Consider the following 24645-nt stretch of genomic DNA (forward strand, 5'->3'; position numbering starts at 1 on the left):
TGCAGCGGAGTAACGACCGAGAATCCAAGCTCGGCCCGAAAACCAGAAATCCTCCGCCGCCGCGCTAAGGCACGGTGCGGAGGATTCGTGGGCTGTTGGGTTTACTTACCCAACTTACGACGCTGCACGCGGGTGCGGCGCAGCATCTTGCGGTGCTTCTTCTTGGACATGCGCTTGCGGCGCTTCTTGATGACAGAACCCATAACAGGCGTCCTCACTTTCTTTTAGTACGTACTGTGAACCTGCCGGCGCCTGAAACGACAAAGGTGCACTCTTTGCCACCTTGGCCGCACATATGCGGGCCATCACGGCGTGCCGACACGAATGCATCCCATCTTACCTAGTCCCCAGCGCGTCTCCAAAAGTGGCCCCGGCGGCGACCCGCGGAAACGGCGCGCAGCATATCGCTGCGCGCCGCAAAAGGGTGAAGCGCGCTGCACAAGGGTGATGTGCGGTAATCGGACGACACACGGGAAACGAGACAGCGCCCACCACCGCTGACCAAGAGTGGCCAACAGAAGTGGGCGCTGCCTTAAAGGCGCGAGCACCTACGCTCCGTAAACGGATGCCTCGAGGTACTCGTTAACGGCAGACTCGTGAACGCGGAAAGAGCGTCCGACGCGCACGGCCGGCATTTCGCCTGCGTGAACCAAACGGTAGACAGTCATCTTGGAGACGCGCATGATTTCGGCGACCTCCGCGATCGTCAGAAAGGTTCCTTTTTCTTCATTTGCCATAATTATCTAACCCTTCAGCTCGTTACGCGCTGTAGGCTTCCCCTCCCACAGGACTTCACGCACGTGCTCGTTCCAGCCTATCGTGAAACATGTGACTAATGCGACCCAAGTGCCAAATTTTTTCACAGCAGTTGTTCAGTTCACCGCCAAAAGCGCTGCGTAACAACCACCCCATGGCTCCCGTACGGCCCCTGAGTGGTGAGAGGTACCTACACCCCCACCACGGGGAACGGGGCCGCATTAGGTGGGCTCTTAGCCCAGCTCCTTAGCCTTATCGGAGCAGGCTTGGGCGGCGCGGTAGAACGCACCGCGCAGGCCGGACTCTTCCAGCTCGCGCACGGCCGCGGCGGTGGTGCCGCCTGGCGAGGTCACGCCCGCACGCAGCTGCGTTGCCGAGCGGCCGGAGTTGGCCAACATATCGCCGGAGCCGGCAGCTGCCTGGGCGGCGAGCTTTTCGGCGATATCGCGGGGAAGGCCGAGCTGCACGCCGGCATCGACAAGCGCCTCTGCCACAAGGAAGAAGTAGGCCGGCGAGGAACCAGCCAGGGCTGTCGCGGCGTCGATGTTCTTCTCCGGAATGACCGCGACCTCACCCACGGCCTCGAGCAGCTCCGTCACGCCCTGCATCTGGGCCTCAGTGACGTGCTCGCCGGCGGCGCAGGTGCACATGCCGCGGCGCACCAGCATCGGCGTATTGGGCATAACGCGCACAACCGGCACGCCGTCGCCCGCAGCAGCCTGCAGGGCCTCCAGCGTCAGCCCTGCGGCCATAGAGACCACCACGGCGTCCTTAGCTGGGTTAATCTCGCCCAGCAGGTCCAGGATGGCATAAGGCTTGACGGAGGCGAAGATATAATCCGCGCCGTCCACCGCCTCAGCGTTATCCGTCGTGACGTTGACGCCGTAGTTGCTCTTGAGCTCTTCACCGCGAGAGGCCGTGCGGTTGGTCACCGTGATATCGGAAGCATTGAAGCCCGATTCCACAAGACCCGAGGTCAAAGCCTCACCGATTTGTCCTCCACCTAAAATTGCAATCTTTGTCATAGTCTCCACAATGCCAAAAATAACGCCACCCGGCTACCTCCACGAAGGAGGCAGCCGGGTGGTTCTCAGCAATTCGCTGGTTTAGAGCATGACCAAAAGCAGTGGTCCGAACGTCAATATGAGGCCGGTAATGCCTGCAAGGAACATGGAGAACCCATCGCGGGCCGTGCGCAGCGCATGCGTAACGCCAGCCATAATTGCGGTCACGCCGAGTGCCAAGATAGATACGACGACGCGCGGGAAGTTATCCCAGAGCACTTCAAAGCCCTTGAAGATGACGATGGCCAAGACGATGCCCACGACCACCATGATGAGGATGGACATGGGGTTGAGCTTCTCGTGCTCTTCGGTGACTTCCTCGTCCCGCACCTGAGACAGCTCGCCGGTATCGTCAGACTTCTTCGCAGCCGCCGCAGGCTTCTGCTCAGGCGCGCCGGCCTTGGCGCCCGCTGCGATGGCTGCAGCAGCGCCTGCCCCGGCAGCGCCAGCAGCGCTAGCTTTTTCCTTGGCTTCCTTGGCGCCGGATTCAGCGGTATCAGCGGCGTCCTTGCGCTTGTCTTGCGAGGCCTGCGACTTCCCGATGCGCTGCATTACCGCCGTGTCATCCGCGGATGGCTGATGGGACTTCTTCTCGCCGTCCTTTGCGCTCGCCTTGTCCTCCGGCACCGACTGCGCAGGCTTCTTTGCCTCCTGCGCGTTTGCCTTCTGCGCCGGGGCAGGCTTGGCCGTCGGCTGGGAGGCAGACCCCGCCGCAGGCTTGGGAGAAGCGGTCGGCTCACTCGGCTTTCCGTTCTTCTTCGGCGAAGGGGACGCGGTGGGGGTACCAGCGGAAGGCTTCTCTGCGGCCGGCTTAGGAGCGGCGGATGGGGACTGAGATTGCTTGCTTTGCGCAGGCTTGCCGATGCCCGCCTGTCCCGCAGCTGGCTTGCCTGCAACAGACTTGGCATCGCCGGACTTGGTCTCGGCGGACTTGGCGCCAGCAGGCTTAGCCCCGGCAGGCTTGGAACCAGCTGGTTTGGAGCTGGTCGGCTTCGTCGTGGCGTTTTTCTCAGCGGACTGTTCGTCCTTGGACTTCGGCGCGCGGATGACAGGGGCGTCATCGTCGATGGATACGTTGGTGTGCTTCGCCTCAGGCGGGGTGGACTTTACCTTCTTCAGGCTGCCGGTGAGCTCGGCAACGGTTACGCCGCCCTCATCGAGGCTCCGCCGACGACGGCGAGAGGTCTTCTCGTCTTTATCCGTGCGGTCCTTCTTATTGCGAGCCAGCAGCTCGGCCACGGTCAACTGTTTTTCGTCAGCCATGATCTCTTCCTATTCCAATCCCTTGTCGGTCCGGCGCAAAATAACACCTTCGCGCAGCGCCCATGGGCAGATTTCCAACTTCTCGATTCCCAGAGCTCGCATGCTTGCCTCGGCAACCAAAGCGCCGGCGACGATTTGGTGCGATCGGTTCGAACTTACACCCTCGAGGTCCGCTCTGTCTGCTGCAGTCATGCGCGTGATGAATGAAATCAACTGGCGCAGGCCCGGCGCGGTCAATGTGCGCTTGACGTATGGCCCTGCAGACGAGGGTGCCGCGCCGGTAAGGCGCGAGAGGGTACGGAAGGTTTTCGAGGTACCCACGGCCAGGCCGGCAGGACCCATCGCCTTCATCTGTGTGACGGCATCCTCGAGCTCCGCATCGATGAAATCGCGCAGCGCACTGACCTTCTTTTTCTCCGGCGGATCGGTATCGAACCAGTTGTGGGTCAGCCGCCCTGCGCCCAGATCGAGCGAGAAAGCCAGGTCAGGGTGTTCATCGGTACCGGTGGATAGCTCTAGGGAGCCACCGCCGATGTCCAAGTTGGTGATGCGCCCGGCGGACCAGCCGTACCAGCGGCGGGCAGCGAGGAAGGTAAGCTGTGCTTCCTCCACGCCCGAGAGGATCTGCAGGCGCACGCCGGTCTGCTTTTCCACCTCATCGAGTACCTCTTCAGAGTTAGGGGCAGAGCGGACCGCGGAGGTCGCGAAGGCGATGAATTCGGAGCACCCGAGTTTGTCACCCAGCTCACTTGCCTCACCCACGGCGGAAACGAGCTTTTTCAGGCCCTTTTCGTGGATGTTTCCCTTCTTATCCAGCTGTTCTACCAGCCGGAGTGGGGTCTTCCAATCGCTCATCGGAGTAGGCCGTCCCCCCATTGCGGCATCGACCGCAACGAGGTGGACGGTATTACTTCCGACGTCTAATACACCTAATCGCACACCCATAGCGTAGTAGGTCTACCGTGGTTAGGTGTGAATCGCCCAAAATCTGACACCGTTTACCTAGGTTTTCCCGCGAGCTCGCCAGCGGCGGCATCCATTAAAGCCGGGCACGAAGAGGCTCCAGATTTTCCGCGAGAGTGGTTCGAATTTACCAACCCAAACGACCCTTACCACGTCTTTTCCATCGATCTCACGTGGGTGGAATCGCACTACAGCTGCCAATTTGGCACGTCGGCGTGCCGGGGCATCGATAAGAGCCAGCCCGATGTGGGCTGCTGCGTGCACGGTGCATATATGGCCGATGAACAAGACCGCGACCAGCTTTACGATGCCGTCTCTCGCATGCCCGCGCGCTACTGGCAGCTGCGCCCAGCGGGGGTAGATGAGTTCCTGGCGCAAGAAAACACCGATGAGCTAGAGCCCTGGTTGGAATGGGACGAGCTCGATGGCGAGGACGGCGAACCGGAACCGGCGCTGAAAACGCCCATCGTGGATGGCGCCTGCATCTTTGCCAACCGCGCCGGCTGGGAAACGGGCACGGGCTGCGCACTGCACCAATGGGCCGTAGATAGCGGCGAGGAGCTCACCGTGGTCAAGCCGGAGGTGTGCTGGCAGCTGCCGCTGCGGCGCTACGAGGATTATGAAGAACGTCCCGATGGGCAGGAAATTTTGCGCACCACCATCGGCGAATATGACCGCCGTGGCTGGGGCAATGGCGGCGAAGACTTTGATTGGTACTGCTCTACCGATGGCGCCTGCCACGCCAATCCGTTGCCGATGTGGCAATCGCACGAGGACGAGCTCGTCGCGCTCATGGGGCGCGAAAGCTACGATATTTTGGCTCAACAATGCTGTGCCCGCGCAGAAGCCGCTGAGCACGGCGTAAAGCTTACCCAGCACCCAGCCAGCATCAAGGCCGGCTGGTACTAAAGCGCTGACCGGCGTTAGAGCTCGAATTTATAGCCCAGTCCGCGCACCGTTACCAGGTGCTTCGGGCGGGAGGGGTGCTCCTCAATCTTGGTGCGCAGGCGCTTGATGTGCACGTCGAGCGTCTTGGTATCGCCCACGTAATCCGCACCCCAGATGCGGTCAATGAGCTGGCCGCGGGTCAGCACGCGCCCGGCGTTGCGCAGGAGGTATTCCAGCAGGTCAAACTCCTTGAGCGGCATGGCCACCGGCTCGTCCGCCACGGTGACGATGTGACGCTCCACATCCATCTTCACGCGGCCGCCGGATAAGATCTGCTGGTCTTCTACCTCGGCGCCCTCCGCGGCGTCCGCGTGGGAGGACTGATCGTTGCCGCGGCGCAGCACGGCGCGGATGCGGGCGATAAGCTCGCGGGAGGAATACGGTTTGGTGACGTAATCGTCCGCGCCCAGCTCGAGTCCCACGACCTTATCGATTTCCGCATCGCGCGCGGTGACCATAATGACCGGCACGGAGGAGGTGGCGCGCAACTGCTTGCACACGTCGGTGCCGGACATGCCGGGCAGCATGAGGTCAAGCAGCACGATGTCGATGTCATTGTCGGCGAATTTCTCCAGCGCGGATGGGCCATCGAGGGCGATAATCGGCTCGAAGCCTTCCTTGCGGAGTAAGAATGCCAGCGGATCGGCCAGCGACTCTTCATCTTCCACGATGAGAATGGTGGTCATTGTGCTTTATCCTTTCGACGTGCTGCTACGCGTGCTACCGCACGCTGAAGCCCAGGAGCCGCCGCATCGACGGAATCCTTGTCTTCATTATCCTGCAAGTCAGCCTCGTGCGCTGGCTTCTCTTCCTTATATATGGGTAACTCGATGGTAAAAGTAGAGCCCGTGCCAGGCCGCGACCACAGCTTGATATTGCCCCCGTGGTTGGCCACCACGTGTTTGACAATTGCTAATCCTAGGCCAGTGCCTCCAGTCTGCCGCGACCGGGCTTGGTCAACGCGGAAAAAGCGCTCGAAGACGCGCTTTTGATCCTCCGGCGGGATGCCGATGCCACGATCTGTCACCCGGATCAGCACGACGTCCTCTCCCACTACTTTCTGCGAGACGGAGACCGGCAATTCCTCCGGCGAATAATTAATCGCGTTGGAAATGAGGTTGGATAACGCGGTTACGAGGAGGGAACGGTCGCCCATGACCTGCACGCCTTCGGACGGCCCTTGGGTCAACCTAATGGAACGCGCGTCTGCGGCGAGCTGGTTGCGCGAAATCGCCTCGTCAATGAGATCGTCTATAAAAAGCGGTTCCATCTCCGGCAGCGCTTCGGCGCCCTGCAGCTTGGACAGGGAAATCAGCTCGCTGACCATATCCGCCATGCGGTTGGCCTCTTTTTGCACCTTGGTACCGAAGTACTTCACGTGCTCCGGGTCCTCGGGGTCTTGCAGTAGGGCCTCTGCCAGCAACGCGATGCCACCCACCGGGGTTTTCAGCTCGTGGGAGACATTAGCCACGAAGTCACGGCGCGCGGATTCCATGCGCACGTTTTCGCTCTCATCGGTGCCGTAGATGATGATGAAGCGGCCATCGTTCAGCGTCAGCGGCTTGATAACGGCCCTCACCTGCGTGACGCGGTGCCCGGTGCGACGCTTGGGGATGGCCAAGTCCACGGTGCGGGTTTCCTTATCCTCAAAGACCTGCTCCGCTGTCTTCCAGATTTCCGGATTGACGGCGCGATCGTGGACCACGGACATCTCGTGCGCCGCGGGATTGGACAGAATGATTTCCTGGTTCCTATCGAGCACCGTCAGCGCCGTGGGAGAGCCCTGAACCGCAAGATGTAGGCCTTGGCTCACGGTGGTGACCTGATTTGCCTGGGCATCGCTGGCGCGCTGGCGGCGTGCCATGCGCTCGCGCACCCGCGAAATTAACGGCAGCGCCACCGCGCAGACGAGCACGCCCGCGAGAAAGACAAAAATTAATTCCACGTCATTAAGCCTAATCATTAGAAAGTCCCCAGGGAGTACCTCCCCGGGGACTTATATGCAGCAGTGGGTTACTTGCCACCCTGCGCGGCAACGGCAGCGGCCCCGGCCTCGGCGGCCTCTGGATCCAGGTAGGTGCCGCCTTCGTTGACCACGGAGCCATCCTCCGCAATCTCGTAAACCAGCGGGATGCCGGTCGGGATATTCAGGCCTGCGATGTCATCATCGGAAATGCCATCGAGGTGCTTGACCAACGCGCGCAGGGAGTTGCCGTGCGCTGCGATCATGACGGATTCGCCCTTCTTGGCACGTGGCAGGATCTCTTCCTCGAAGTAAGGCACGAAGCGCTCGACAACGTCCTTCAGGCACTCCGTCTGCGGGACCTTGTCCAGGTCCGCGTAGCGGGGGTCGTTGGCCTGGGAGTACTCGGCGTCATCGGCAAGCTCGGGCGGGCGCGTGTCATAGGAACGGCGCCATGCCATGAACTGGTCCTCGCCGTATTCTTCCTTGGTCTCAGCCTTGTTCAGGCCCTGCAGCGCACCGTAGTGGCGCTCGTTGAGGCGCCAGTCACGGATGACCGGGATCCAGTGGCGGTCAGCCGCGTCCAGCGCGATATTGGCGGTGCGGATGGCGCGGCGCAGCAACGAGGTGTACAGCACGTTAGGCAGGATGCCCTCTTGCGCGAGCAGCTCGCCGCCGCGCTTGGCCTCTGCCTCGCCCTTTTCTGTCAGATCAACATCGACCCAACCGGTAAATTGGTTGGATTCATTCCAGGTGGATTGGCCGTGGCGAAGAAGAATCAGTTTTCCGTTAGTCATGCCTCCAGCATGCCACGAAACCGCCCGGCGCGTCAGTGAAGCTAGTCTCCCATCGCCCGGCGTTGGTGGCAGTCGGGCACGGGAATCTGCTGGGCTTCGGCATAAATCTCCGTCAGCTCGCGGGCCGTGTTGGTCCAGCTAAAGCGCGCGGCGTGCGCGACGGCGGCCTCGCCCATGGCGATGCGTCGGGGGTCATCATCAAGCAGCTGGGTCAAGTAATCCGCCCACTCCTTCGGCTCGTGGGATGGCACCAGCAGCCCGGTCTCGCCATCGACGACGGCGATGGGCAGCCCGCCCACGGCCGCGGCGACGACCGGCGTACCAGAGGCCTGGGCCTCGAGCGCCACCAAGCCAAAGGACTCGTTGTAGCTGGGCACCGCCACGATATCCGCGGCGCGGTACACCCCCACCAGCTCCTCGGGCGGGCGGAGGCCTAAAAAGCGCACGCGCTTTTGGACGCCCAACTCCCGCGCCAATTCCCTATACGCCTCCGGCGAGGCATTGGCCCCGGATGGCCCGCCGCAGATCAGCACCCGAAAATCGCGGGTGGGCTCGCGGTGGCACAACTCGGCGGCGGTGCGGATAAGGACTTCGGGCCCCTTGAATTTCTGTAGCCGCCCCACAAAGGCTACGACCTTGGTATGCAACGGGATGCCCAGCTCGCGGCGGGAACGCTCAGTGTTGCGGTCGGTGCCTGGGGTGAAAAGGCCCACGTCGGCGCCTGGGGAGACTACGCGGATGATGTCGCGGTCAGCATCGTAATGCTCGGCTAGGTCGCGGGCTTCCTGATCGGTATTGACCACGAGGAGGTCTGCGTTATCCACCAATTGCTGCTCGCAGATGCGCCGCGCCTCCGATTCCACGGTGTCCTCTGCGGTGCGGTAGGCGTTTTTCACCGCGGCCAAGGTATGGGCGGTGTGGACTAAGGGGATTCCCCAGAGATCGCGCAGCAACCACCCCACCTGGCCAGAAAGCCAGTAGTGGGAGTGAATAAGGTCATATTTTTTGCCCTGCCACTTGGCAAATTGCACCACGCCGCCGGAAAAGGCCGCGAGCTGCGTGGGTAAATCTTCTTTTTCTAGCCCCTCAAAGGGGCCTGCCACAATGCTGATCACCCGCAGGTTGGGGGCCACTTCCACGATTTCTTTGTGGCTCGGGCGGGTAGCGCGGGTATAGACATCGACCTCGACGCCAAGCTGGGCTAATTGGCAGGCAATATTTAAAACGTAGACATTCATTCCGCCGGCATCCCCGGAGCCAGGCTGCTCAATGGGGGAGGTATGCATAGAAATCATGGCGATGCGCATGGTGACCCATCTTAGCGGCGCTATACTAGCCCCTGCCAATAACCTACGCTACCGAAAGGTCACGCATTGTCCGCTTATGAATCAAAGGCATGGCTCCAGTATTACCCGGAGTGGACGCCGCATAGCCTCGACTATGGCAACACCACCCTGTTAGACCTGTATGACAACAACCTCAAGGTCAATGGCGATAAGTCAGCCACGTATTTCTTTGGACGCAGCCAAAACTATTCCGAGCTGGACCGCCAAGTGCGCGCCGCCGCAGCCGGCTTGAAGGCCTTCGGCGTGCGCCCCGGTGACCGCGTAGCCATCGTTGCCCCTAATAGCCCGCAGTACATTGCGGCCTTTTATGCCATCTTGAAGCTCGGCGCCCAGGTTGTGCTGCACAACCCGCTTTATACCGCCCACGAGCTCGAGGGCCTCTTCCAGGATCACGGCGCGCGCATCGCCATCGCTTGGGACAAGGCCGCCCCCACCCTGGAGAAGCTGCGGGCTACCACCAACCTGGAAACGGTCGTGTCCATCAACATGATCAACGCCATGCCCACCCTGCAGCGCGCCGCACTGCGCCTGCCGCTTCCCCCGCTCAAGGCCAAGCGCGAGCAGCTTTCCGCCCCAGCGCCGAATACCGTGCCGTGGGAGGCGCTGATTGGCGATGCCATCGGTGGCAACGGCAGCGATATTAAGACGCCGGAGGACATTGATAAGGACACCGTCGCGCTGGTGATGTACACCTCCGGTACGACCGGTGCGCCCAAGGGCGCGATGCTCTCGCACGGCAACCTCGTATCCAACCTGCTGCAGGGCAAGGCGTGGGTCCCGGGCCTGGGTGATAAGCCAGAGCGCATGCTCGCCGCCCTACCCTTCTTCCACGCGTATGGCCTGACCATGAACGTCACCTTGGCACAGCTTATCGGCGGCGAATTGGTCATCCTCCCCGTGCCGCAGATCCCGCTCATCATGCAGCTGATGAAGAAGCACACCCCGACCTGGGTCCCGGGCGTTCCTACCTTGTACGAGCGCATCGTCAAAGCCGCCGAGGAGCAAGAAGTACCCATCAAGGGCGTGCGCGCGGCCTTCTCTGGCGCATCCACCCTGCCTTCTGAAACCGTCAATAAGTGGGAAAACGCCACCGGCGGCTTACTCGTGGAAGGCTACGGGCTTACCGAGTGCTCCCCCATTATCGTGGGCAACCCCATGAGCACCGACCGCCGCCCCGGCTACGTGGGCATTCCCTTCCCGGATACCGAGGTGCGCATCGCCAACCCCGATAACCTGGATGAGACCCAGCCAGACGGCGTCGAGGGCGAGGTGCTGGCCCGCGGCCCGCAGATTTTCAAGGGCTACCTCAACAACCAAGAAGCCACCGATGCCGCCTTCCACGGTGACTGGTTCCGCACCGGTGACATGGGCATCATGGAAGAAGACGGCTTCATCCGCCTGGTCAGCCGCATCAAGGAAATCATCATCACCGGCGGCTTCAACGTCTACCCGGGCGAGGTCGAAGAAATCCTGCGCGAGCACCCCAGCGTCGACGACGCCGCTGTCGTGGGCCGCCCGCGCGAGGACGGCTCCGAAGACGTCGTGGCCTGCCTCGATCTTGCCGATGGCGCCGCGCTCGACCCCGAAGGCCTCAAGGAGTACTGCCGCGAGCGCCTGACCCGCTACAAGGTCCCGCGCACCTTCTACCACTTCGAAGAACTGGCCAAGGACCAAATGGGCAAGATCCGCCGCCGTGAGGTACAAGAAGACCTCATCAACCGCCTCGAAGCGGAGAAGAACTCCTAAAACACCTAGAGTTCCCACCACCATGCTGCGCACCATCGATACCCCCATCGGCCCGCTGCTGCTCACCGCGGATGCAGACGGGCTGTCCCGCGTTGACTTCGTCGCGATCCAGTTGGGTCGCGACGGAACCAGCAAGGGACACCGCGAAACCAATAAGGTTCGCGGCGAGGTGAGCGGCGGAGTACACGGGGGCATCGACAAGCGCGGTGCAGACATCCTAGATGCGGCGCAAGAGCAGCTCGCGGAGTATTTCGCTGGGCGCCGCCGTGAGTTTGACCTGCCGCTCAACCCGGTGCCGACGACCGAATTCCGCGCGCAAATTCACGCGCAACTCGACTCCATTGGCTACGGCGAGGTCTCAAGCTATGGCGAGCTCGCCGCCGCCGTGGGGCACCCCGCCGCTACCCGGGCGGTCGGCACCGCCTGCGGTGCCAATCCCCTGCCAATTATTCGGCCCTGCCACCGCGTGCTGCGCAGCGATGGAACGCTCGGCGGCTATGCCGGTGGCCTGGATATCAAGCGTTTTTTGCTGACACTCGAAGAAAACTAGAGGATTTCCTCACGTTCTGGGTATACTCGCCCTTTGTAATATTTTTCTTTAGCAAACGAAAGGGCAGCGCGTGTCCGCATACGAATCCCGGGCCTGGATTAAGCACTACAGCGACTGGACCCCCGCCACGCTTGATTACGGCGATAAAACCATCGTTGACTACTACGTCAATAACCTGCGCATCAATGCGAATAAGTCCGCGACCTACTTCTTCGGCAATACGCAGAACTACGCGGAGCTAGACGCCCAGGTGCGCGCCGCCGCCGCGGGCCTTAAGGCCTTTGGCATCCGGCCTGGCGATAGGGTCGCCATCGTCTTGCCCAACTGCCCCCAACACGTGGTGGCGTTTTATGCCATCCAGCTGCTGGGGGCCACCGCGGTGGAGCACAATCCCCTCTACACCGCCCACGAACTCGAGGGACTTTTCCAAGACCACGGCGCGCGCGTGGCCATCGCCTGGGATAAAACCGCTGCCACCTTGGAAAAGCTTCGCGCCACTACCCCGCTAGAGACCATCGTGTCCGTCAACATGATCGACGCGATGCCACCGCTCAAGCGCCTCGCGCTCCGGATTCCCCTGCCGCCGCTGGCCGCCAAGCGCGAGCAGCTAACCGGCGCGGCCCCGAATACCGTGGCCTGGTCCACGCTTATCGGTTCTGCCATCGGCGGCGACGGCAAGGACCTCGAGATTGCCAAGGTCACGCAGGACGATATCGCGCTTATCCTCTACACCTCCGGCACCACAGGCAAGCCCAAGGGCGCGCTGCTTTCGCACGGCAACCTCATCTCCAACTGCGTGCAGGGCGAGGCCTGGCTGACGAATATGGACGCCACCGAGCAGCGCTTCCTCGCTGCCTTGCCGCTCTTCCACGCCTACGGCATGACCACGCTGTGCGTACTCAGCATCTACTTCGGCGCTGAGCTCATCTTGGTTCCATCCCCGCAGATGCCGCTCATCATGGACATCGTTAAGAAGCACACCCCCACCTGGCTACCGGGCGTGCCCACGTTATACGAGAAGATCATGGACGCCGCCGAGGAAAAAGGCGTGGATCTTACCGGCATCAGCAACGCCTTCTCCGGCGCCGCTACCCTGCCGGTTGACGTGATGGAGCGCTGGGAATCCATGACCGGCGGCCGCCTCGTGGAGGGCTTCGGCATGACCGAGACCTCCCCCGTGCTTATTGGTAACCCCATGAACGGCAACCGCCGCCCGGGCTATGTGGGCCTGCCCTTTCCCGATACCGAGGTGCGCATTGGCAACCCGGATAACCTCGATGAAACCCAGCCAGATGGCGAGCCGGGCGAGATGCTGGCTCGCGGGCCGCAGATTTTCCAGGGCTATTTCAATAACGAAAAGGCCACCGAGGAGTCCTTCCACAACGGCTGGTTCCGCACCGGCGATATGGCCACCATGGATGAGGACGGCTGGGTCAAGCTGGTTAGCCGCATCAAGGAAATCATCATCACCGGCGGCTTTAACGTCTACCCGGCCGAAGTCGAAGAGGTGGTGCGCAAGCACCCAGATGTCAAGGAGGTCGCCGTGGTGGGCCGCCCGCGCAAGGATGGCTCCGAGGACGTCGTCGCCTGTCTCATCCTGCGCGATGGCGCCGTCTTGGACCCAGAAGGCCTCAAATCCTTCTGCCGCGAGCGCCTGACCCGCTACAAGGTTCCGCGCACCTTCTACCACTTTGAGGAGCTGGCTTCGGACCAGCTGGGCAAGGTCCGCCGCCGCATGGTGCAGCAGGATCTCCTCGATCTCCTCAAACAGAAGGCTTAGTATTAACCATCATGTCAGACCTCGAGTACGACGCCACGCTGACGGATTTCCTCGCCACCGCCGTAGCCAACTTCCCCCACCGTCCCGCCACCTTTTTCGCGGGCGAGACCCTGAGCTACGCGGAGCTGGATACCCGTATCGCCGCTGCCGCCGGCGCCCTGCGGGAGATGGGAATCCGCCCCGGCGACCGGGTAGCGCTGGTCTTGCCCAACTCCCCGCAGCACCTCATTGCCTTTTTCGCGGTGCTGCGCCTAGGCGCGGTCGTAGTCGAACACAACCCTCAGTACACCGCCCACGAGTTGGCCCCGCTCTTTGCCCACCACGGCGCCCGCATCGCCCTGGTCTGGGATGAGGTCGCTGCCGTGGTCGATGGCCTGGCCAGCACGGTGATCCCCGTGTCCTTGGAGGAGCCCTTTCCCCTCTCCGGTGCCCCGGTTCCGCACCGCCAGGCCGCGCTTGCCGATGCCGCCCTCATCCTCTACACCTCCGGCACCACCGGCCAGCCCAAGGGCGTGGTGCTCACGCACGGCAACCTCGCCGCGAACTGTATCCAATTGGAAGCCCAGGCCGATCTGCGCCCGGGCCACGAGCGTTTCCTCGCCACGCTGCCGATGTTCCACTCTTATGGATTGACCATGAGCGTCTTGCTCGCGGTGCGCTGTGCCGCCGAGATCATCCTGCTGCCCGCCCCGCGCCCAGCGGCCGTGGTCAGCGCCTTGGCACAGCGCCGCCCGACGTGGATGCCGGGTGTGCCCACCATTTATGAGCGCGCCATGGGCGAGCTGGCGGCAGAATCTGCCTCCGGGGCGGCCGCCGAACAGGCCGCCGAGCAGGCCACAGACCTGGGCGGGGTGCGCTACGCCATTTCCGGCGCGGCATCGCTGCCCGCGCGCATCATCGAGCCCTGGCAAGACCGCACCGGCGGCATGCTCGTCGAGGGCTACGGGCTTACCGAGGCCTCCCCCGTGCTGACCATTAACCCGCTTGGTGAGGGTCGGCGCGTGGGGACCATCGGCAAGCCGCTTGCCGATACCGACTTGCGCATCGGGGATCCCGCTGACCTTGACCGCAGCCAACCCGATGGCACGCCCGGTGAGATCCTTGCCCGCGGGCCCCAGGTTTTTGCGGGCTACCTCAATAATCCCGCCGCCACGCAGGAGGCATTCCACGGCGATTGGCTGCGCACCGGCGATATGGGGGTGCGCGAAGCCGATGGCCATTTCCGGCTGGTGGGCAGGATTAAAGAGGTCATCATCACCGGTGGCTTTAACGTCTTTCCCAGCGAGGTGGAACATGCATTGTTGAGCCACCCCGCGATAAGCCAAGCCGCGGTGGCCGGCGTCCCGCGCGCCGATGGTTCCGAGGATGTCGCCGCCTGCCTGGTGCTCCACCCCGGCGCCACCTTCGACGCGGAAGCGCTGCGCGAGCACTGCCGCGGCCTCTTGGCGCGCTATAAGGTCCCGCGCCATTTCGTGGTGCAAGAAGAATTGCCCACCGATCAGCTGGGCAAGCTGCGCCGGCGCCAGGTGCAGGAAATCTTGGTAGCGGAAGTGTCCTCCCGCTAATCCTCGGCAGCGGTGGTGTCCCGGCGCGGGCTACGTCCCGGTGGGAGCTACTCCCCGATGAGGGGCTACTGCCCGCCGCGGGCGGCATCGGCAAAGATGCGCCCCGAGCGCTCTTCTAGTTTCTTCTTCGCCCGAACCTGCTGCTGCGCCGCGAATTCGGAGCGCGGCGGGGCTTGAATATAGCGCTCTGCGTGCAATCCAAGTTGCAGCTCCTTGGCACGCAGGACCTCCGCATCGATCTTGATGCCCAAGATCAGCATCGTATTGGACAGCCAAACGGTCATGAATACCGCCATGACCGTACCGAATGCCCCGTAAATGCTCACCCCGGCCAGGTACTTGATGTAGAGGGAAAATGCGCCCCACACCACCAGATTCGTCACTAGCGCTACCACCGAGCCCAAGGTGATCCAGCGAAAACGGCTGGGCCGAACGTTCGGCGCAAAGTGGTACCACACGGCAATAAGCGCCAGCGCCACCACGACAGTTATGGGAAAGCGCAGCCAATTCCACACCGGCATAAAAATGCCGCCGAAAAAGTCCACGGTTCCGTGCAACCCTAGGCGGAGTGCCACGGGTTCGATGACGCTGTCCACGACGGTATCGCGCAATAAATTGGCGCACAGCACCACCACCGCGCCGATGACGAGGACCACGGTAATGGCCCACATCAACGCCCATGTGCGGATGGTACCGCGTCCCTCCACCCGGCCGTAGACAGTATTGGCGGTGCGCGAGAAGGCACGCACATACGCCGAAGCGGCGAAGAGTGAAATCAGGACGGAGACCACCAACGCAAACGTGCCCTCCCGCGTGGAACCGATAATGGAGCTGACGATATTTCCGGCCTCCTCCGCCATGGAACGGGGCACGTACGTATCGATGAACTGCGCGGTCAGCGCCTCCACTTCGCCCTGGCGCGAGGAAAAGATCAGCGTGGCAATGGAATATGCCGCCAGGACGGTGGGCGCGAAGGCCATAAGGGTGAAGTAGGTCATCGCCGCGGCGCGGTCCATTAAGGCATCGTGGAAGAAATCAGCCCACACGCGTCGCATTACTAGGCCCCAGCTGTCCTTGCGCAGGCGATTGCCGCGCGCCCAAGGATCGACATCGGCGGCGGAGCTTTCCACGGTGACCAGGGTGGCAACGGTGCTTGGCACGATTTTTTGCTGCTGGGCAGTCTGCTTCCGGGCTTGCTTGCTGCCGGTTGCGGGGGCATCGTCCAAGGCACTCATAGTTACGCAGCGTATGCGGCCTAAGAATCTATTCTGTGAAGTGACACTCGCAGCGATTAGGCTGGGGAGTATGACTGAACAGAACCAAGAAAAGATTAACGTCAAGTCCTTCGAGCTCGACCACCGCCTCGTCAGCGCGCCTTATATCCGCGTGGCTGACCGCACCGATTTGGGCGGCGGCGTCGAGATTATCAAGTATGACCTGCGCTTCTGCCAGCCCAATAAGGAGCACTTGGACACGGAGGCGCTGCACTCCGTGGAGCACATGATGGCCAACTTTATGCGCAACTACACCGATAAGCTCATCGGCTTTGCCCCTATGGGCTGCCGCACCGGCTTCTACGCCATCACCAACGGCATGGAGCAGGATGAATTGCTGCGCGCCGTTGAGGGTGCGCTGAACGATATCCTCACCGCCACCGAGGTTCCCGCCGCCAACGAAGAGCAGTGCGGTTGGGGCGCGCACCACAGCTTGAAGGGCGCGCAGGATGCGGCCCGCAAGTTCTTGGACGCCAAGCCGGAGTGGCTCGAGGTCATGGCTGCCTAGGAGCCCGCAAGCAACACTTCCGTCCAAAACAACCGCGTTTCGCCACAAATGAGGGCGATTTTTAGAAGAACGCGGTTGTTTTGGACGTTTTTATGTGAGCGCAGGCCTAAAACCCGCGCGAACCTAGTGTCTGCGGCCCCGTCGCGCCGAGAGGCGCGGCCTAGTCCTCGTCCATGGATACGCCCAGCCACACCGGCTCGGGCACGAGCTCAACGCCAAATGCTTCGCGCACGCCATCGCGGATCGTGCGGGCCAGCGCGACGATGTCGGCGGCGCTCGCGTTTCCGCGATTGGTCAGCGCCAGGGTGTGCTTGGTGGATAGCGTTGCCGGCCCGGAGCCGGGGTAGCCCTTCGTGAACCCGGCGTTATCAATAAGCCAAGCGGCCGATAGCTTCTCGCGCGGAAACGATTCGCCCTGTGCTGGAGTGGTGGCGGGGTGGCGGGGCATGCGGTCGGCGGGGGCATCGCCAAGCGTGGCGCGCACCTTGTCCTGGATGGCGTCAGCGATGCTGGATTCGACCACGGGGTTGGTGAAGAAGGAGCCGGCGGACCAGGTGTCGTGGTCGGCAGCATCGAGCACCATGCCCTTGCCGCGGCGCAGAGCGAGGACCTCCTCGCGGACTTGGGCGACGGGGCGGCGCTCACCGGGGTTATCGGTAAGCTGGCCAAAGCGCAGTGGGCGCGACAGCCCATCGGTGGTCAATTGCAATTCGACCTCGAGCACCACCGCGCGGCCGGTGAATTTCAGGTTGGAATAGCGGTAGGCCAGATCAAGATCGGAGACGGGAACCCACTCATCGGCATCGGTACGCAGGTTATACAGGCGCACGCGGGTCAAGACCTCAGAAATCTCGGCGCCATAGGCACCCACGTTTTGCACGGGCACCGCGCCCACCGTGCCAGGGATTCCGGAAAGGCACTCGATGCCTCCCAGGGACTGCGCCACGGATTCCGCCACGACCTCGTCCCATACCGCACCTGCCTGGGCGCGCACGAGGCCGGTCTCGGTATCCATGTCCACCGCAGCAAAGTCGAGGACAACGGCGACTACGTCAACCTCGCCATCAGAAACCAGCAGGTTGGAACCGCCGCCGACCACGATGAAAGGAACTTTTTCTTTCGCGAGGTACCGCAGTGCCGCAACCGCTGCTTCAGGCCGCGAACAACGCAACGTGACCCGTGGCTTTCCCCCCACGCGCAAGGTGGTGAGATCGGCAAAGCTCGCCGTGGGATCCACGTCTACGCCGTCGATTGCTGTGAGTTGTTGCGTCAAAAATTTATCAAGCACGTATACCAAGGTAGTCTGTTAAGCATGTCAACTCGTAGTGAAAACACCGTAACCATCAATCAGCCTATCGACATGGTTCACAAGGCGCTGCTTACCCAGGGATACTGGGAGTACATCGTGGAAAACCTTTCCCCGGAGGCAGGCCAGGTTCACGATTTCTCCGATAACGTAGCAACGCTCTACGAGGTTCTGCCGACCACCCTCTTGCCAGAGGCAGTGCGCGCCATGGTCTCGCAGGATCTCAAGGTCAAGCGCGTGGTCACCGTGGGCGAGCTCAACGGCCAGGCCGCTGACGTCAACTACACCGCAGACGTCAAGGGCACCCCGGTGGACTTCAAGGGCGATATTTCCCTGGCCGGCGAGGGCGAGATGACCAAGCTGACCTACACCAACGAGATCTCCGTCAAGATCCCGATGATGGGCGCAGCCATCGAGCCAAAGGTGGGCGAATCCCTGGCAGAGCTCTTTGATAACGAGGGCAAGCTGACCGAACAGTGGATTTCTGAAAACTCCTAAGGCACTCACAGCCCTTAGGATTCCTTCACGCCCATGGCCGACCACGCTCATAACCTGCGCGCCAGCGCAGCAGCGGGTCGGCCTTTTGGCGTTATTACCCGCGGCACCACCAATTACAACCGGCTCAGGCGCTGCGATAGGTGGATGGTGGCCCACCCGGAAATCTCGGCGTTGCTGCGCCACGTGCGCACCCCGCTCGCGCTCGACGTGGGCTATGGCGCCTCCCATACCACCACCGTGGAGTGGGCGCGATGGCTGCGCCGCATCAACCCCCGCGTGGATGTGCGCGGGCTGGAAATCCACCCGGACAGGGTGCTGCCGCCGCGCGATGGCGTGCGCTTTGAGCTGGGCGGATTTGAGCTTGCGGGCTACCAGCCGCAGGTGGTACGCGCCTTTAACGTGCTGCGCCAATACGATGTGGACCAGGTTGCGGAGGCCTGGCAGACGGTGTGTTCCCGCCTGGCGCCTGGCGGGTTCTTCGTGGAGGGCACCTGTGATGAGTTGGGCCGGCGCGCGGCGTGGATCCTGCTCGATCAGCATGGTCCGAAGACGCTGACGCTCGCGTGGGATCCCTTCGATGTGGCCCGCCCCTCCGATGTGGCCGAGCGCCTGCCCAAGGTGCTCATCCACCGCAATGTGCCCGGCGAGCCCATCCACGAGCTCCTGCAGGCCGCCGATAGGGCCTGGGATCGCGCCGCCGGGTGGGCCCCGCACGGCCCACGGGTGCGGTGGCGCATGGCGCATGCCTTGCTTGCCGATGCCCCCTTTAACCTCCAGCCTCCCCGCCGCCGGCTGCGCGATAATACGCTCACTGTGAGCTGGGAGAGCATCGCGCCCCGCTAATATCCAGCACACATTGCCACCGGCCGTCTCATGCGCCACACTGGTAGTCATGGCTGCAAAGAAATCGGGCGGATCGCTCGCTTGGAAAATTGTCGTAGGCGTCCTCGTAGCGCTGCTTATTATCATCCTCATCGCCGAGTTTGGCCTGCGCTGGTTCATTAGTAATCAGATGACCGAGGAGTTTAAAAACAGCGCCAAAGAAGAAGGCATCGAGGCAACGGAAGATCCCTCGGTAAGCTTTGGCGGCAGCCCCCTCCTCTTTGGACTTATGCGCGGCTCGATTTCCCAGATGGATATGACCACGCCGTCGACCCTGCAGATCGAAGGATCGCAGATCAAGGGGCAGCCCGCCACCGAAATCCACGTGGAGGATATGTCGACGGATACCGATAATCCAGTAGCCGGCTCCCTCCGCGCCACCACCACCGTCCCGGATGACTATCTGCTGGCTAGCTTCCAAAAAGGAATCTCAGACCAATCCGGCAGCGACACCGTTGGGAATATGGTGGTCACTGAAATTACCGCGAATGACCAGAGCGACGAGCTGGAAGTGAAATTCGGCGGCGGTTTGGCTAGCCTTTCGCTCAAGCCCATTGCCCGCGACGGCAAGCTGGAGATCAATGCCACCGAGGCCGCTATCTTTGGTCTCTCGCTGCCTGAGCAAGCAACCAGTTCCATTTCAGAGGCGCTGCAGGAAGGCATGTCCGATGATCTCATAGCCAAGGACTTGCAGGTCGAATCCGTGGATGTGGGCGATGGCAAGGTCACTCTCACCTTTACGGGCACCGATGTCCCGTTGAAGGATTTGGGACACTTCTCAGACGAAAACGGCGAACAGAAGAAGGCCGCCTAGGTAGCGGGAAATTCTACGACGGGCAGTGAGCTGGAAAGCTCGCTGCCTTTTTCTATGACAAGTTTGTGAAATCCCGCCTGGGCGGCGGCGGTTTCCGCGAGGGACCGCGCCGGTTCCGCCTCCGGCAGGATGAGGCCCACGCGGGCAGGGTCCGGGCAGGCCTCGCGGATGGCTACGAGCTCGGAGAGGATAGGGGTGGCAACGGCAAGCGTGGCGTCAATGCTGACCCACACCTCGTCCGCGCCGGACTGGATGGCCAGGCGGGCCTCAGAGGCCTTGATGAGGGTATGGTGCCGGCCGGTGGGATAGCCCGCCACGGCGGTAATACCCGCCGGATCGGCTGCAGCCGCCACCGTCACGTGGTGCGGCGAGACCAGCACATGCTGCCCAGCGGCCTGCTCCCTGACCTCAGCGGCGGAAGCGTGCAGGAGATTTTTCATGCTTAGTAGCTGTAGTCGCCGTTGATGATGGCCTTGAGCTGCGGGCGCACGTCAAACCAGTAGATACCGGTGATGACCGTGCCAATCCACGCCAGGAATTCCAGGCCAGTAGCCATCGCCACCGCCGAGCCCGCAAGCAGGCCTACCCATACCCATTTACCCTTGCGGTCGCCGGCCCGAAACGCGTCCTCGCGCGTTGATGCCGCCAGGATTGCGCCGATGATGGCGGTAATGGTTAGGACCTGGAAGAAGTAGATGGGAAACTTATAGGCAATTTCAAGTAAGAGGTACATGCAGATTAATTCGTGGGTTCGTCGGTATCGATAACTTCGCCATCGATAATATTATCGTCCGTGCCCGCAGCAGCGGAATTACCATTCTTGGACGCGTTCTTCTTCTCGTTCACGCGCTCCTGGGCATAGTCATACGCTTCCTTCACGCCCTCGCGGGTTTCCTGGTACGCATCCGCGAACTTGTCCTTGGCAGCAAAGAAAGCCTCCGAGTCGCGGGTTTCTTCCGCGGCCTTCTTAATGGACGCGCCCCACTGCTTAGCGGTGTTAGTAGCCTTATCCAGCATGCCGTCCTTGTCCCCCTGTGGGGCCTGCGCACCTGTGCCCTGCGCACCCTGGTTCTCGCGCTCTTCCTGCAGGCGGCCACCGAAGTCTTTGGCGGTATTTAGCGCGGACGCACCGGCTTCCTTCAGGGAATCAAAAAGCTTCTTCTTCTCAGTCATGAAATCCTCCGTGTGACGTATTATTCCGGCGCATTAGGCGCCGAAAATGAGATGATTAACAGCATATATGGCCAATCCTGCCAGGGAACCGACGATCGTGCCGTTAAGGCGAATAAATTGCAGATCCTTGCCCACCATCAGCTCGATATTCTGCGAAGCCTCCTGCGCATCCCAGCGCTTGATGGTCTCCGGGATGATCGCGATGATCTCCGGGGCGAATTTCTCCACCGCGTAGCGCGCGGCCTTGTCCACGAGGTCATTGGCCTGGGCCAAGAACTCGGAATCCTCGAGCAATCGGTGCGCCAATTCCTTCACCTTGGCCGTCATCTTCTGCCGCAGGAATGACTCCGGGTCATTGAACTGATCAATGAGCGTGGTAGAAATCGTGCGCCACATCGCTGCCGGCGCCTGCTGCACTTGGTCAGAGGCCAGCATCTCTTGCTTGATGTTCTCAATGCGCTCGCGCATATCCGCATCCCATTGCAGGTCCGCAGCCAGCTTGGACAGGTTGCGGCGAATGGCCAGGCGGGCCTCGTGATTGCCATCGCGGCGGACCTCGTCGGCGAAATTAACGAGCTCGCTATAGACCTTGTCCCCCACCATCTCGCGGGCAAAGCGCGGCGCCCACCCAGGCATGCGCTCATCGATGGCCGTGACCACCGTCGATTCCATGCCAAGAATCTTCTTGTGCGCCCAATCAATGAGGTCATCCTCCAGCGGGCGCGCCTTGCCGTCCGCGATATAGCCCTCCAACAACCGGCCCAATGGCGGCCCCCACTCCGGCTCCGCCAGGCGGTCCATGACCTGGGTGCGGATGAACTGCTCCGCCTCGGCTGGGTCGAGGTCCTCCACCACACTGGCGGCGCGCTCACCAATCCATTCGGAGACCTCCTCCGCCTTGCCGGGTTCTGCCCCCTGGCGCGCCAGCCACAGCGGCAGCTCCGCATCCCGCACCTTGGCGCTCAGCGCATCCGCGGTGAGGAAGTTCTCCTCCACAAAGTCACTCAACGCATCGCCCACGCGGTCCTTATTATTCGGAATCAGCGCCGTGTGCGGGATGGGCAGGCCCATCGGCCGGCGGAACAATGCCGTCACCGCGAACCAGTCCGCCAGGCCACCGACCATGCCAGCCTCCGCCGCCGCACGCACGTAGCCGACCCACACCGGCGCCGCGCTTTCCGATGCCTGCCACCACGAGCACCCCAAAAAGATCACCGCCGCCAGCAAAAGCAGCGACAGCGCAATCGCCTTCCACCGCCGCAGGTCCGCCCGGCGCGCCTCCTGGTTGCCGGCCTGTGGCACACCGGTGCCTGACGATGCCGGCCCCCTAGCCGTATCGAGCTCTGCGTCCGAGCGGTGCGTCATGTGTTCTCCTTGGGGATTAGATGAAATTTCGTGGTGGACAGCGAATCCTTTGCTCAACATTAGTGCGTGGGGCTGCCACGATGAATCTACCGTGATTCCCCAACCAACTGGGCCCAAGCTTTTAGATAATAAGTTGTCTGCCCAATGTCGGGACGCCACGTAGAATGACATCAACTGAGTTTGAAAGGTAAATTCTCTATGATCAAACGCAGCAAACTTGAGCTGACGTGGTACAACAAAGGTAAAGCTCTCATTCCGCTGGACGAAGGAAAGTACGGTTATGCATGGGTTGAGCCTACTGATCCCCGGTATTGCCAAACACGGCCTCTAGTCTTTGATAAGCACTTCACGGCCCAACAGGAAAACAAGGATGACAGTACTACCTACTCTGAAAGGGCAGACTTTCTGCCTCAAGACGATAACTTGCTCATTCTTGGTGAGTCTGGCGACGTTCTTGAAGCATTAACCCGTAGTCCCGAAATATCGGACAAATACATAGGGCAAGTCAAATGTATCTACATCGACCCTCCTTTTAACACTGCACAATCCTTTGCCAGCTACGAAGACAACCTAGAGCACTCCGTATGGCTGACAATGATGCGCGACCGCCTGCTCAACATGCGCACTTTACTCAGTGATAATGGCTTAATATGGGTACACCTTGACGACGTAGAAAACCACCGTATGAAACTTTTACTGGATGAAATATTCGGAGTAGAAAATTTTGTAGCGGAATTTATTTGGCAGAAGCGTACGTCTAAGTCGAATGATGCAGACATTTCCATTTCCCACGACACCATCATCTGTTTCGCTAAGGATCGCGGCAAAATTCGGAAAACTTTGAATAAAATCCCCTTAAAAGCTGAGTTTAAAAATTTGGATGACGATCCAAGAGGGCCGTGGAAAACGGCTCCGTTTGCAGCACCAGGCCACCGCCCAAATATGGAGTACCCGATTACGCTTCCTTCTGGCCGAGTAATCACACCGCCAGTAGGACGTTGCTGGCCGCGACCGCTTGAAGGATACGAAGCGCTTCTTAAGGATGGGCGAATTTGGTTTGGTCCTAAAGGAGATGCTGCCCCCCAGATCAAACGGTTCCAATCCGAAATTGACTCAGTAGTAGTACCCGATACCTTTTGGAAAGCAGATGAGTTGGGCTCGACTACCACTGCCAAACGGGAGATTCAAGCCCTTTTCCCAGGAACCGACCCCTTTTCCACCCCTAAGCCGGAGCGTTTGTTGGAACGCATTATCCACATAGCCACCGACCCCGGCGATATTGTATTGGACTGCTTTGCCGGCTCAGGCACAACAGCAGCGGTAGCTCAGAAAATGGGCCGGCGCTGGGTAACCTGCGAATTGGTGGAAGATACCTTCCACCGGTTTACCAAACCCCGCTTAGAAAAAGTCATCAACAATGAAGACTACGGCGGAATCACGCTCACCAAGGGAAAACGCGTGGATGCAACCAAAACAGGTCTACCTGAGCGCCTTAACCCAGAAGATGCCCAGAAACTTACTTCTTTGCTCAATAAGGCGCTACAGGACGAACCTGAACTTAAAATAAATCCAGCCATCAAGGCAGTAAAAAATCTCGTCAAGACCAAAAAGTCCAAAGACACGGTGAACTGGCGCGGAGGCGGAGGATTCACCATCGCTCACCTAGCACCCGAGTGCTTTGACTACGACCCAGAACTGAGACTGACCTTCCTCACTGAAGCCGCAGAAGGTGAAACACTCGTTCGTTGTATTGCCGCCAACCTCGGCTTTTATATCAGCTCCGGGGACTCCTACTTCGACGGGCATTACAACCGAAAGCGACTCGCCGTAGTAGAAGGCCTCGTAGACAAAGCCAAGGTAGATGAAGCCTTATCGCATCTACCAGAAGGATGCAGCGTAGACATCGCTGCCACGATGGTCGACGAAGACGTGCGCGACTATCTCTCCTCATTCGAAAACGGCTCACGCATTATCCACATACCATTCGGAGTCTTCCCAAACGCACCGTCAAATCCCGATGAAGACGAAAAAGTAGAAATCGTTGAACCCATCTCCATTGCTGATTCACGAGAGGACCGTTAACA

25 protein-coding genes are annotated in these 24645 nt (G+C 61.0%); 10 read left to right on the plus strand and 15 right to left on the minus strand.

Annotation, left to right across the window (positions count from 1 at the left end; translation table 11 throughout):
- Positions 1-101: 101 nt before the first annotated feature.
- The 5 genes from ABRP86_RS00710 to ABRP86_RS00730 form a co-directional block, all read right to left on the minus strand.
- The gene (locus tag ABRP86_RS00710; protein ID WP_003855542.1) at positions 102-203 is read right to left on the minus strand and encodes a 30S ribosomal protein bS22; all 102 of its coding nucleotides are present in this window, start codon (positions 201-203) and stop codon (positions 102-104) included.
- A gap of 345 nt (positions 204-548) precedes the next feature.
- Positions 549-737, minus strand: a complete 189-nt coding sequence (locus ABRP86_RS00715; RefSeq protein ID WP_005276651.1) for a helix-turn-helix domain-containing protein — start codon at positions 735-737, stop codon at positions 549-551.
- A 252-nt stretch (positions 738-989) separates the two neighbouring features.
- Entirely contained in the window at positions 990-1781 is a 792-nt protein-coding gene (gene proC / locus ABRP86_RS00720; RefSeq protein ID WP_239268844.1) for a pyrroline-5-carboxylate reductase, read from the minus strand.
- 81 nt (positions 1782-1862) lie between these two features.
- Positions 1863-3083: an Rv0497 family membrane protein gene (locus ABRP86_RS00725; RefSeq protein ID WP_349862079.1), complete on the minus strand. Its 1221-nt coding sequence runs from the start codon at positions 3081-3083 to the stop codon at positions 1863-1865.
- A 9-nt stretch (positions 3084-3092) separates the two neighbouring features.
- Entirely contained in the window at positions 3093-4022 is a 930-nt protein-coding gene (locus ABRP86_RS00730) for a Ppx/GppA family phosphatase (protein WP_198010509.1), read from the minus strand.
- A 33-nt stretch (positions 4023-4055) separates the two neighbouring features.
- Here ABRP86_RS00730 and ABRP86_RS00735 point away from each other — a divergent pair, with 33 nt between their 5' ends.
- Complete coding sequence (locus ABRP86_RS00735) at positions 4056-4955, plus strand: DUF3109 family protein (RefSeq protein ID WP_239275275.1); 900 nt, start codon at positions 4056-4058, stop codon at positions 4953-4955.
- 14 nt (positions 4956-4969) lie between these two features.
- On the opposite strand, the gene ABRP86_RS00740 is transcribed toward ABRP86_RS00735, so the two are convergent.
- The 4 genes from ABRP86_RS00740 to mshA all read right to left on the minus strand — a co-directional run bounded on the left by ABRP86_RS00740 (position 4970) and on the right by mshA (position 9061).
- Complete coding sequence (locus tag ABRP86_RS00740; protein WP_239268850.1) at positions 4970-5680, minus strand: response regulator transcription factor; 711 nt, start codon at positions 5678-5680, stop codon at positions 4970-4972.
- Positions 5677-6939 (minus strand): sensor histidine kinase, encoded by a 1263-nt coding sequence (locus ABRP86_RS00745; RefSeq protein ID WP_502880292.1) that lies wholly within the window; start codon positions 6937-6939, stop codon positions 5677-5679. The genes ABRP86_RS00740 and ABRP86_RS00745 overlap by 4 nt, the downstream gene beginning before the upstream one ends.
- A 68-nt stretch (positions 6940-7007) precedes the next feature.
- On the minus strand, positions 7008-7754 hold the full coding sequence (locus ABRP86_RS00750; RefSeq protein ID WP_005276632.1) for a phosphoglyceromutase: 747 nt from the start codon (positions 7752-7754) through the stop codon (positions 7008-7010).
- Positions 7755-7795: 41 nt separating this feature from the next.
- Positions 7796-9061, minus strand: a complete 1266-nt coding sequence (gene mshA, locus ABRP86_RS00755; RefSeq protein WP_349862081.1) for a D-inositol-3-phosphate glycosyltransferase — start codon at positions 9059-9061, stop codon at positions 7796-7798.
- A gap of 66 nt (positions 9062-9127) precedes the next feature.
- Here mshA and ABRP86_RS00760 point away from each other — a divergent pair, with 66 nt between their 5' ends.
- From ABRP86_RS00760 to ABRP86_RS00775, 4 genes are all read left to right on the plus strand, one after another.
- Positions 9128-10846 (plus strand): long-chain-fatty-acid--CoA ligase, encoded by a 1719-nt coding sequence (locus ABRP86_RS00760; protein WP_239268856.1) that lies wholly within the window; start codon positions 9128-9130, stop codon positions 10844-10846.
- Between the two features lie 22 nt (positions 10847-10868).
- Entirely contained in the window at positions 10869-11396 is a 528-nt protein-coding gene (locus tag ABRP86_RS00765; RefSeq protein ID WP_349862082.1) for a methylated-DNA--[protein]-cysteine S-methyltransferase, read from the plus strand.
- 70 nt (positions 11397-11466) lie between these two features.
- Entirely contained in the window at positions 11467-13176 is a 1710-nt protein-coding gene (locus tag ABRP86_RS00770; RefSeq protein ID WP_349862083.1) for a long-chain-fatty-acid--CoA ligase, read from the plus strand.
- Between the two features lie 11 nt (positions 13177-13187).
- Positions 13188-14741: an AMP-binding protein gene (locus ABRP86_RS00775; protein WP_239268862.1), complete on the plus strand. Its 1554-nt coding sequence runs from the start codon at positions 13188-13190 to the stop codon at positions 14739-14741.
- 65 nt (positions 14742-14806) lie between these two features.
- On the opposite strand, the gene ABRP86_RS00780 is transcribed toward ABRP86_RS00775, so the two are convergent.
- Positions 14807-15976 (minus strand): YihY/virulence factor BrkB family protein, encoded by a 1170-nt coding sequence (locus ABRP86_RS00780; protein WP_349862084.1) that lies wholly within the window; start codon positions 15974-15976, stop codon positions 14807-14809.
- 70 nt (positions 15977-16046) lie between these two features.
- Between ABRP86_RS00780 and ABRP86_RS00785 the strand changes: the two genes are divergently transcribed.
- The gene (locus tag ABRP86_RS00785) at positions 16047-16523 is read left to right on the plus strand and encodes an S-ribosylhomocysteine lyase (RefSeq protein WP_023025084.1); all 477 of its coding nucleotides are present in this window, start codon (positions 16047-16049) and stop codon (positions 16521-16523) included.
- Positions 16524-16683: 160 nt separating this feature from the next.
- On the opposite strand, the gene ABRP86_RS00790 is transcribed toward ABRP86_RS00785, so the two are convergent.
- A complete protein-coding gene (locus ABRP86_RS00790; protein ID WP_349862085.1) occupies positions 16684-17811 on the minus strand; it encodes a UDP-N-acetylmuramate dehydrogenase in 1128 nt (375 codons plus the stop codon).
- 24 nt (positions 17812-17835) lie between these two features.
- Here ABRP86_RS00790 and ABRP86_RS00795 point away from each other — a divergent pair, with 24 nt between their 5' ends.
- The 3 genes from ABRP86_RS00795 to ABRP86_RS00805 are packed head-to-tail and all read left to right on the plus strand — an operon-like array spanning position 17836 to position 20023.
- Entirely contained in the window at positions 17836-18327 is a 492-nt protein-coding gene (locus tag ABRP86_RS00795; protein ID WP_349862086.1) for a DUF2505 domain-containing protein, read from the plus strand.
- Positions 18328-18360: 33 nt separating this feature from the next.
- A complete protein-coding gene (locus tag ABRP86_RS00800; protein WP_349862087.1) occupies positions 18361-19170 on the plus strand; it encodes a class I SAM-dependent methyltransferase in 810 nt (269 codons plus the stop codon).
- Positions 19171-19219: 49 nt separating this feature from the next.
- On the plus strand, positions 19220-20023 hold the full coding sequence (locus ABRP86_RS00805; RefSeq protein WP_349862088.1) for an LmeA family phospholipid-binding protein: 804 nt from the start codon (positions 19220-19222) through the stop codon (positions 20021-20023).
- Here the strand turns inward: ABRP86_RS00805 and ABRP86_RS00810 are convergent.
- Genes ABRP86_RS00810 through ABRP86_RS00825 form a run of 4 tightly spaced genes read right to left on the minus strand, consistent with a single transcriptional unit; the run spans position 20020 to position 22561 of the window.
- Complete coding sequence (locus tag ABRP86_RS00810) at positions 20020-20463, minus strand: deoxyribose-phosphate aldolase (RefSeq protein ID WP_349862089.1); 444 nt, start codon at positions 20461-20463, stop codon at positions 20020-20022. The two genes, ABRP86_RS00805 and ABRP86_RS00810, sit on opposite strands and share 4 nt — an antisense overlap.
- 2 nt (positions 20464-20465) lie before the next feature.
- Positions 20466-20756 carry a DUF2516 family protein gene (locus tag ABRP86_RS00815; protein ID WP_349862090.1) on the minus strand — a complete coding sequence of 97 codons (291 nt, stop codon included), beginning with the start codon at positions 20754-20756 and terminating at the stop codon, positions 20466-20468.
- A gap of 5 nt (positions 20757-20761) precedes the next feature.
- The gene (locus ABRP86_RS00820) at positions 20762-21196 is read right to left on the minus strand and encodes a CGLAU_01105 family protein (protein ID WP_349862091.1); all 435 of its coding nucleotides are present in this window, start codon (positions 21194-21196) and stop codon (positions 20762-20764) included.
- Between the two features lie 33 nt (positions 21197-21229).
- Positions 21230-22561 carry a DUF445 domain-containing protein gene (locus tag ABRP86_RS00825; RefSeq protein WP_349862092.1) on the minus strand — a complete coding sequence of 444 codons (1332 nt, stop codon included), beginning with the start codon at positions 22559-22561 and terminating at the stop codon, positions 21230-21232.
- A gap of 198 nt (positions 22562-22759) precedes the next feature.
- On the opposite strand from ABRP86_RS00825, the gene ABRP86_RS00830 reads away from it, so the two are divergent.
- Positions 22760-24643 carry a site-specific DNA-methyltransferase gene (locus tag ABRP86_RS00830; protein ID WP_349862093.1) on the plus strand — a complete coding sequence of 628 codons (1884 nt, stop codon included), beginning with the start codon at positions 22760-22762 and terminating at the stop codon, positions 24641-24643.
- Positions 24644-24645 lie beyond the last annotated feature (2 nt).

The organism is Corynebacterium sp. KPL3927 (assembly GCF_040225835.1).
Lineage (GTDB): Bacteria > Actinomycetota > Actinomycetes > Mycobacteriales > Mycobacteriaceae > Corynebacterium.

What these genes read in the sequence shown, in the direction of transcription:
- ABRP86_RS00710 (WP_003855542.1), bottom strand. Translation starts at nt 203, where the DNA reads ATGGGTTCTGTCATCAAGAAGCGCCGCAAGCGCATGTCCAAGAAGAAG.
- ABRP86_RS00715 (WP_005276651.1), bottom strand. Translation starts at nt 737, where the DNA reads ATGGCAAATGAAGAAAAAGGAACCTTTCTGACGATCGCGGAGGTCGCC.
- proC (WP_239268844.1), bottom strand. Translation starts at nt 1,781, where the DNA reads ATGACAAAGATTGCAATTTTAGGTGGAGGACAAATCGGTGAGGCTTTG.
- ABRP86_RS00725 (WP_349862079.1), bottom strand. Translation starts at nt 3,083, where the DNA reads ATGGCTGACGAAAAACAGTTGACCGTGGCCGAGCTGCTGGCTCGCAAT.
- ABRP86_RS00740 (WP_239268850.1), bottom strand. Translation starts at nt 5,680, where the DNA reads ATGACCACCATTCTCATCGTGGAAGATGAAGAGTCGCTGGCCGATCCG.
- ABRP86_RS00750 (WP_005276632.1), bottom strand. Translation starts at nt 7,754, where the DNA reads ATGACTAACGGAAAACTGATTCTTCTTCGCCACGGCCAATCCACCTGG.
- mshA (WP_349862081.1), bottom strand. Translation starts at nt 9,061, where the DNA reads ATGCGCATCGCCATGATTTCTATGCATACCTCCCCCATTGAGCAGCCT.
- ABRP86_RS00765 (WP_349862082.1), top strand. Translation starts at nt 10,869, where the DNA reads ATGCTGCGCACCATCGATACCCCCATCGGCCCGCTGCTGCTCACCGCG.
- ABRP86_RS00775 (WP_239268862.1), top strand. Translation starts at nt 13,188, where the DNA reads ATGTCAGACCTCGAGTACGACGCCACGCTGACGGATTTCCTCGCCACC.
- ABRP86_RS00780 (WP_349862084.1), bottom strand. Translation starts at nt 15,976, where the DNA reads ATGAGTGCCTTGGACGATGCCCCCGCAACCGGCAGCAAGCAAGCCCGG.
- ABRP86_RS00785 (WP_023025084.1), top strand. Translation starts at nt 16,047, where the DNA reads ATGACTGAACAGAACCAAGAAAAGATTAACGTCAAGTCCTTCGAGCTC.
- ABRP86_RS00795 (WP_349862086.1), top strand. Translation starts at nt 17,836, where the DNA reads ATGTCAACTCGTAGTGAAAACACCGTAACCATCAATCAGCCTATCGAC.
- ABRP86_RS00800 (WP_349862087.1), top strand. Translation starts at nt 18,361, where the DNA reads ATGGCCGACCACGCTCATAACCTGCGCGCCAGCGCAGCAGCGGGTCGG.
- ABRP86_RS00805 (WP_349862088.1), top strand. Translation starts at nt 19,220, where the DNA reads ATGGCTGCAAAGAAATCGGGCGGATCGCTCGCTTGGAAAATTGTCGTA.
- ABRP86_RS00810 (WP_349862089.1), bottom strand. Translation starts at nt 20,463, where the DNA reads ATGAAAAATCTCCTGCACGCTTCCGCCGCTGAGGTCAGGGAGCAGGCC.
- ABRP86_RS00815 (WP_349862090.1), bottom strand. Translation starts at nt 20,756, where the DNA reads ATGTACCTCTTACTTGAAATTGCCTATAAGTTTCCCATCTACTTCTTC.
- ABRP86_RS00820 (WP_349862091.1), bottom strand. Translation starts at nt 21,196, where the DNA reads ATGACTGAGAAGAAGAAGCTTTTTGATTCCCTGAAGGAAGCCGGTGCG.
- ABRP86_RS00825 (WP_349862092.1), bottom strand. Translation starts at nt 22,561, where the DNA reads ATGACGCACCGCTCGGACGCAGAGCTCGATACGGCTAGGGGGCCGGCA.
- ABRP86_RS00830 (WP_349862093.1), top strand. Translation starts at nt 22,760, where the DNA reads ATGATCAAACGCAGCAAACTTGAGCTGACGTGGTACAACAAAGGTAAA.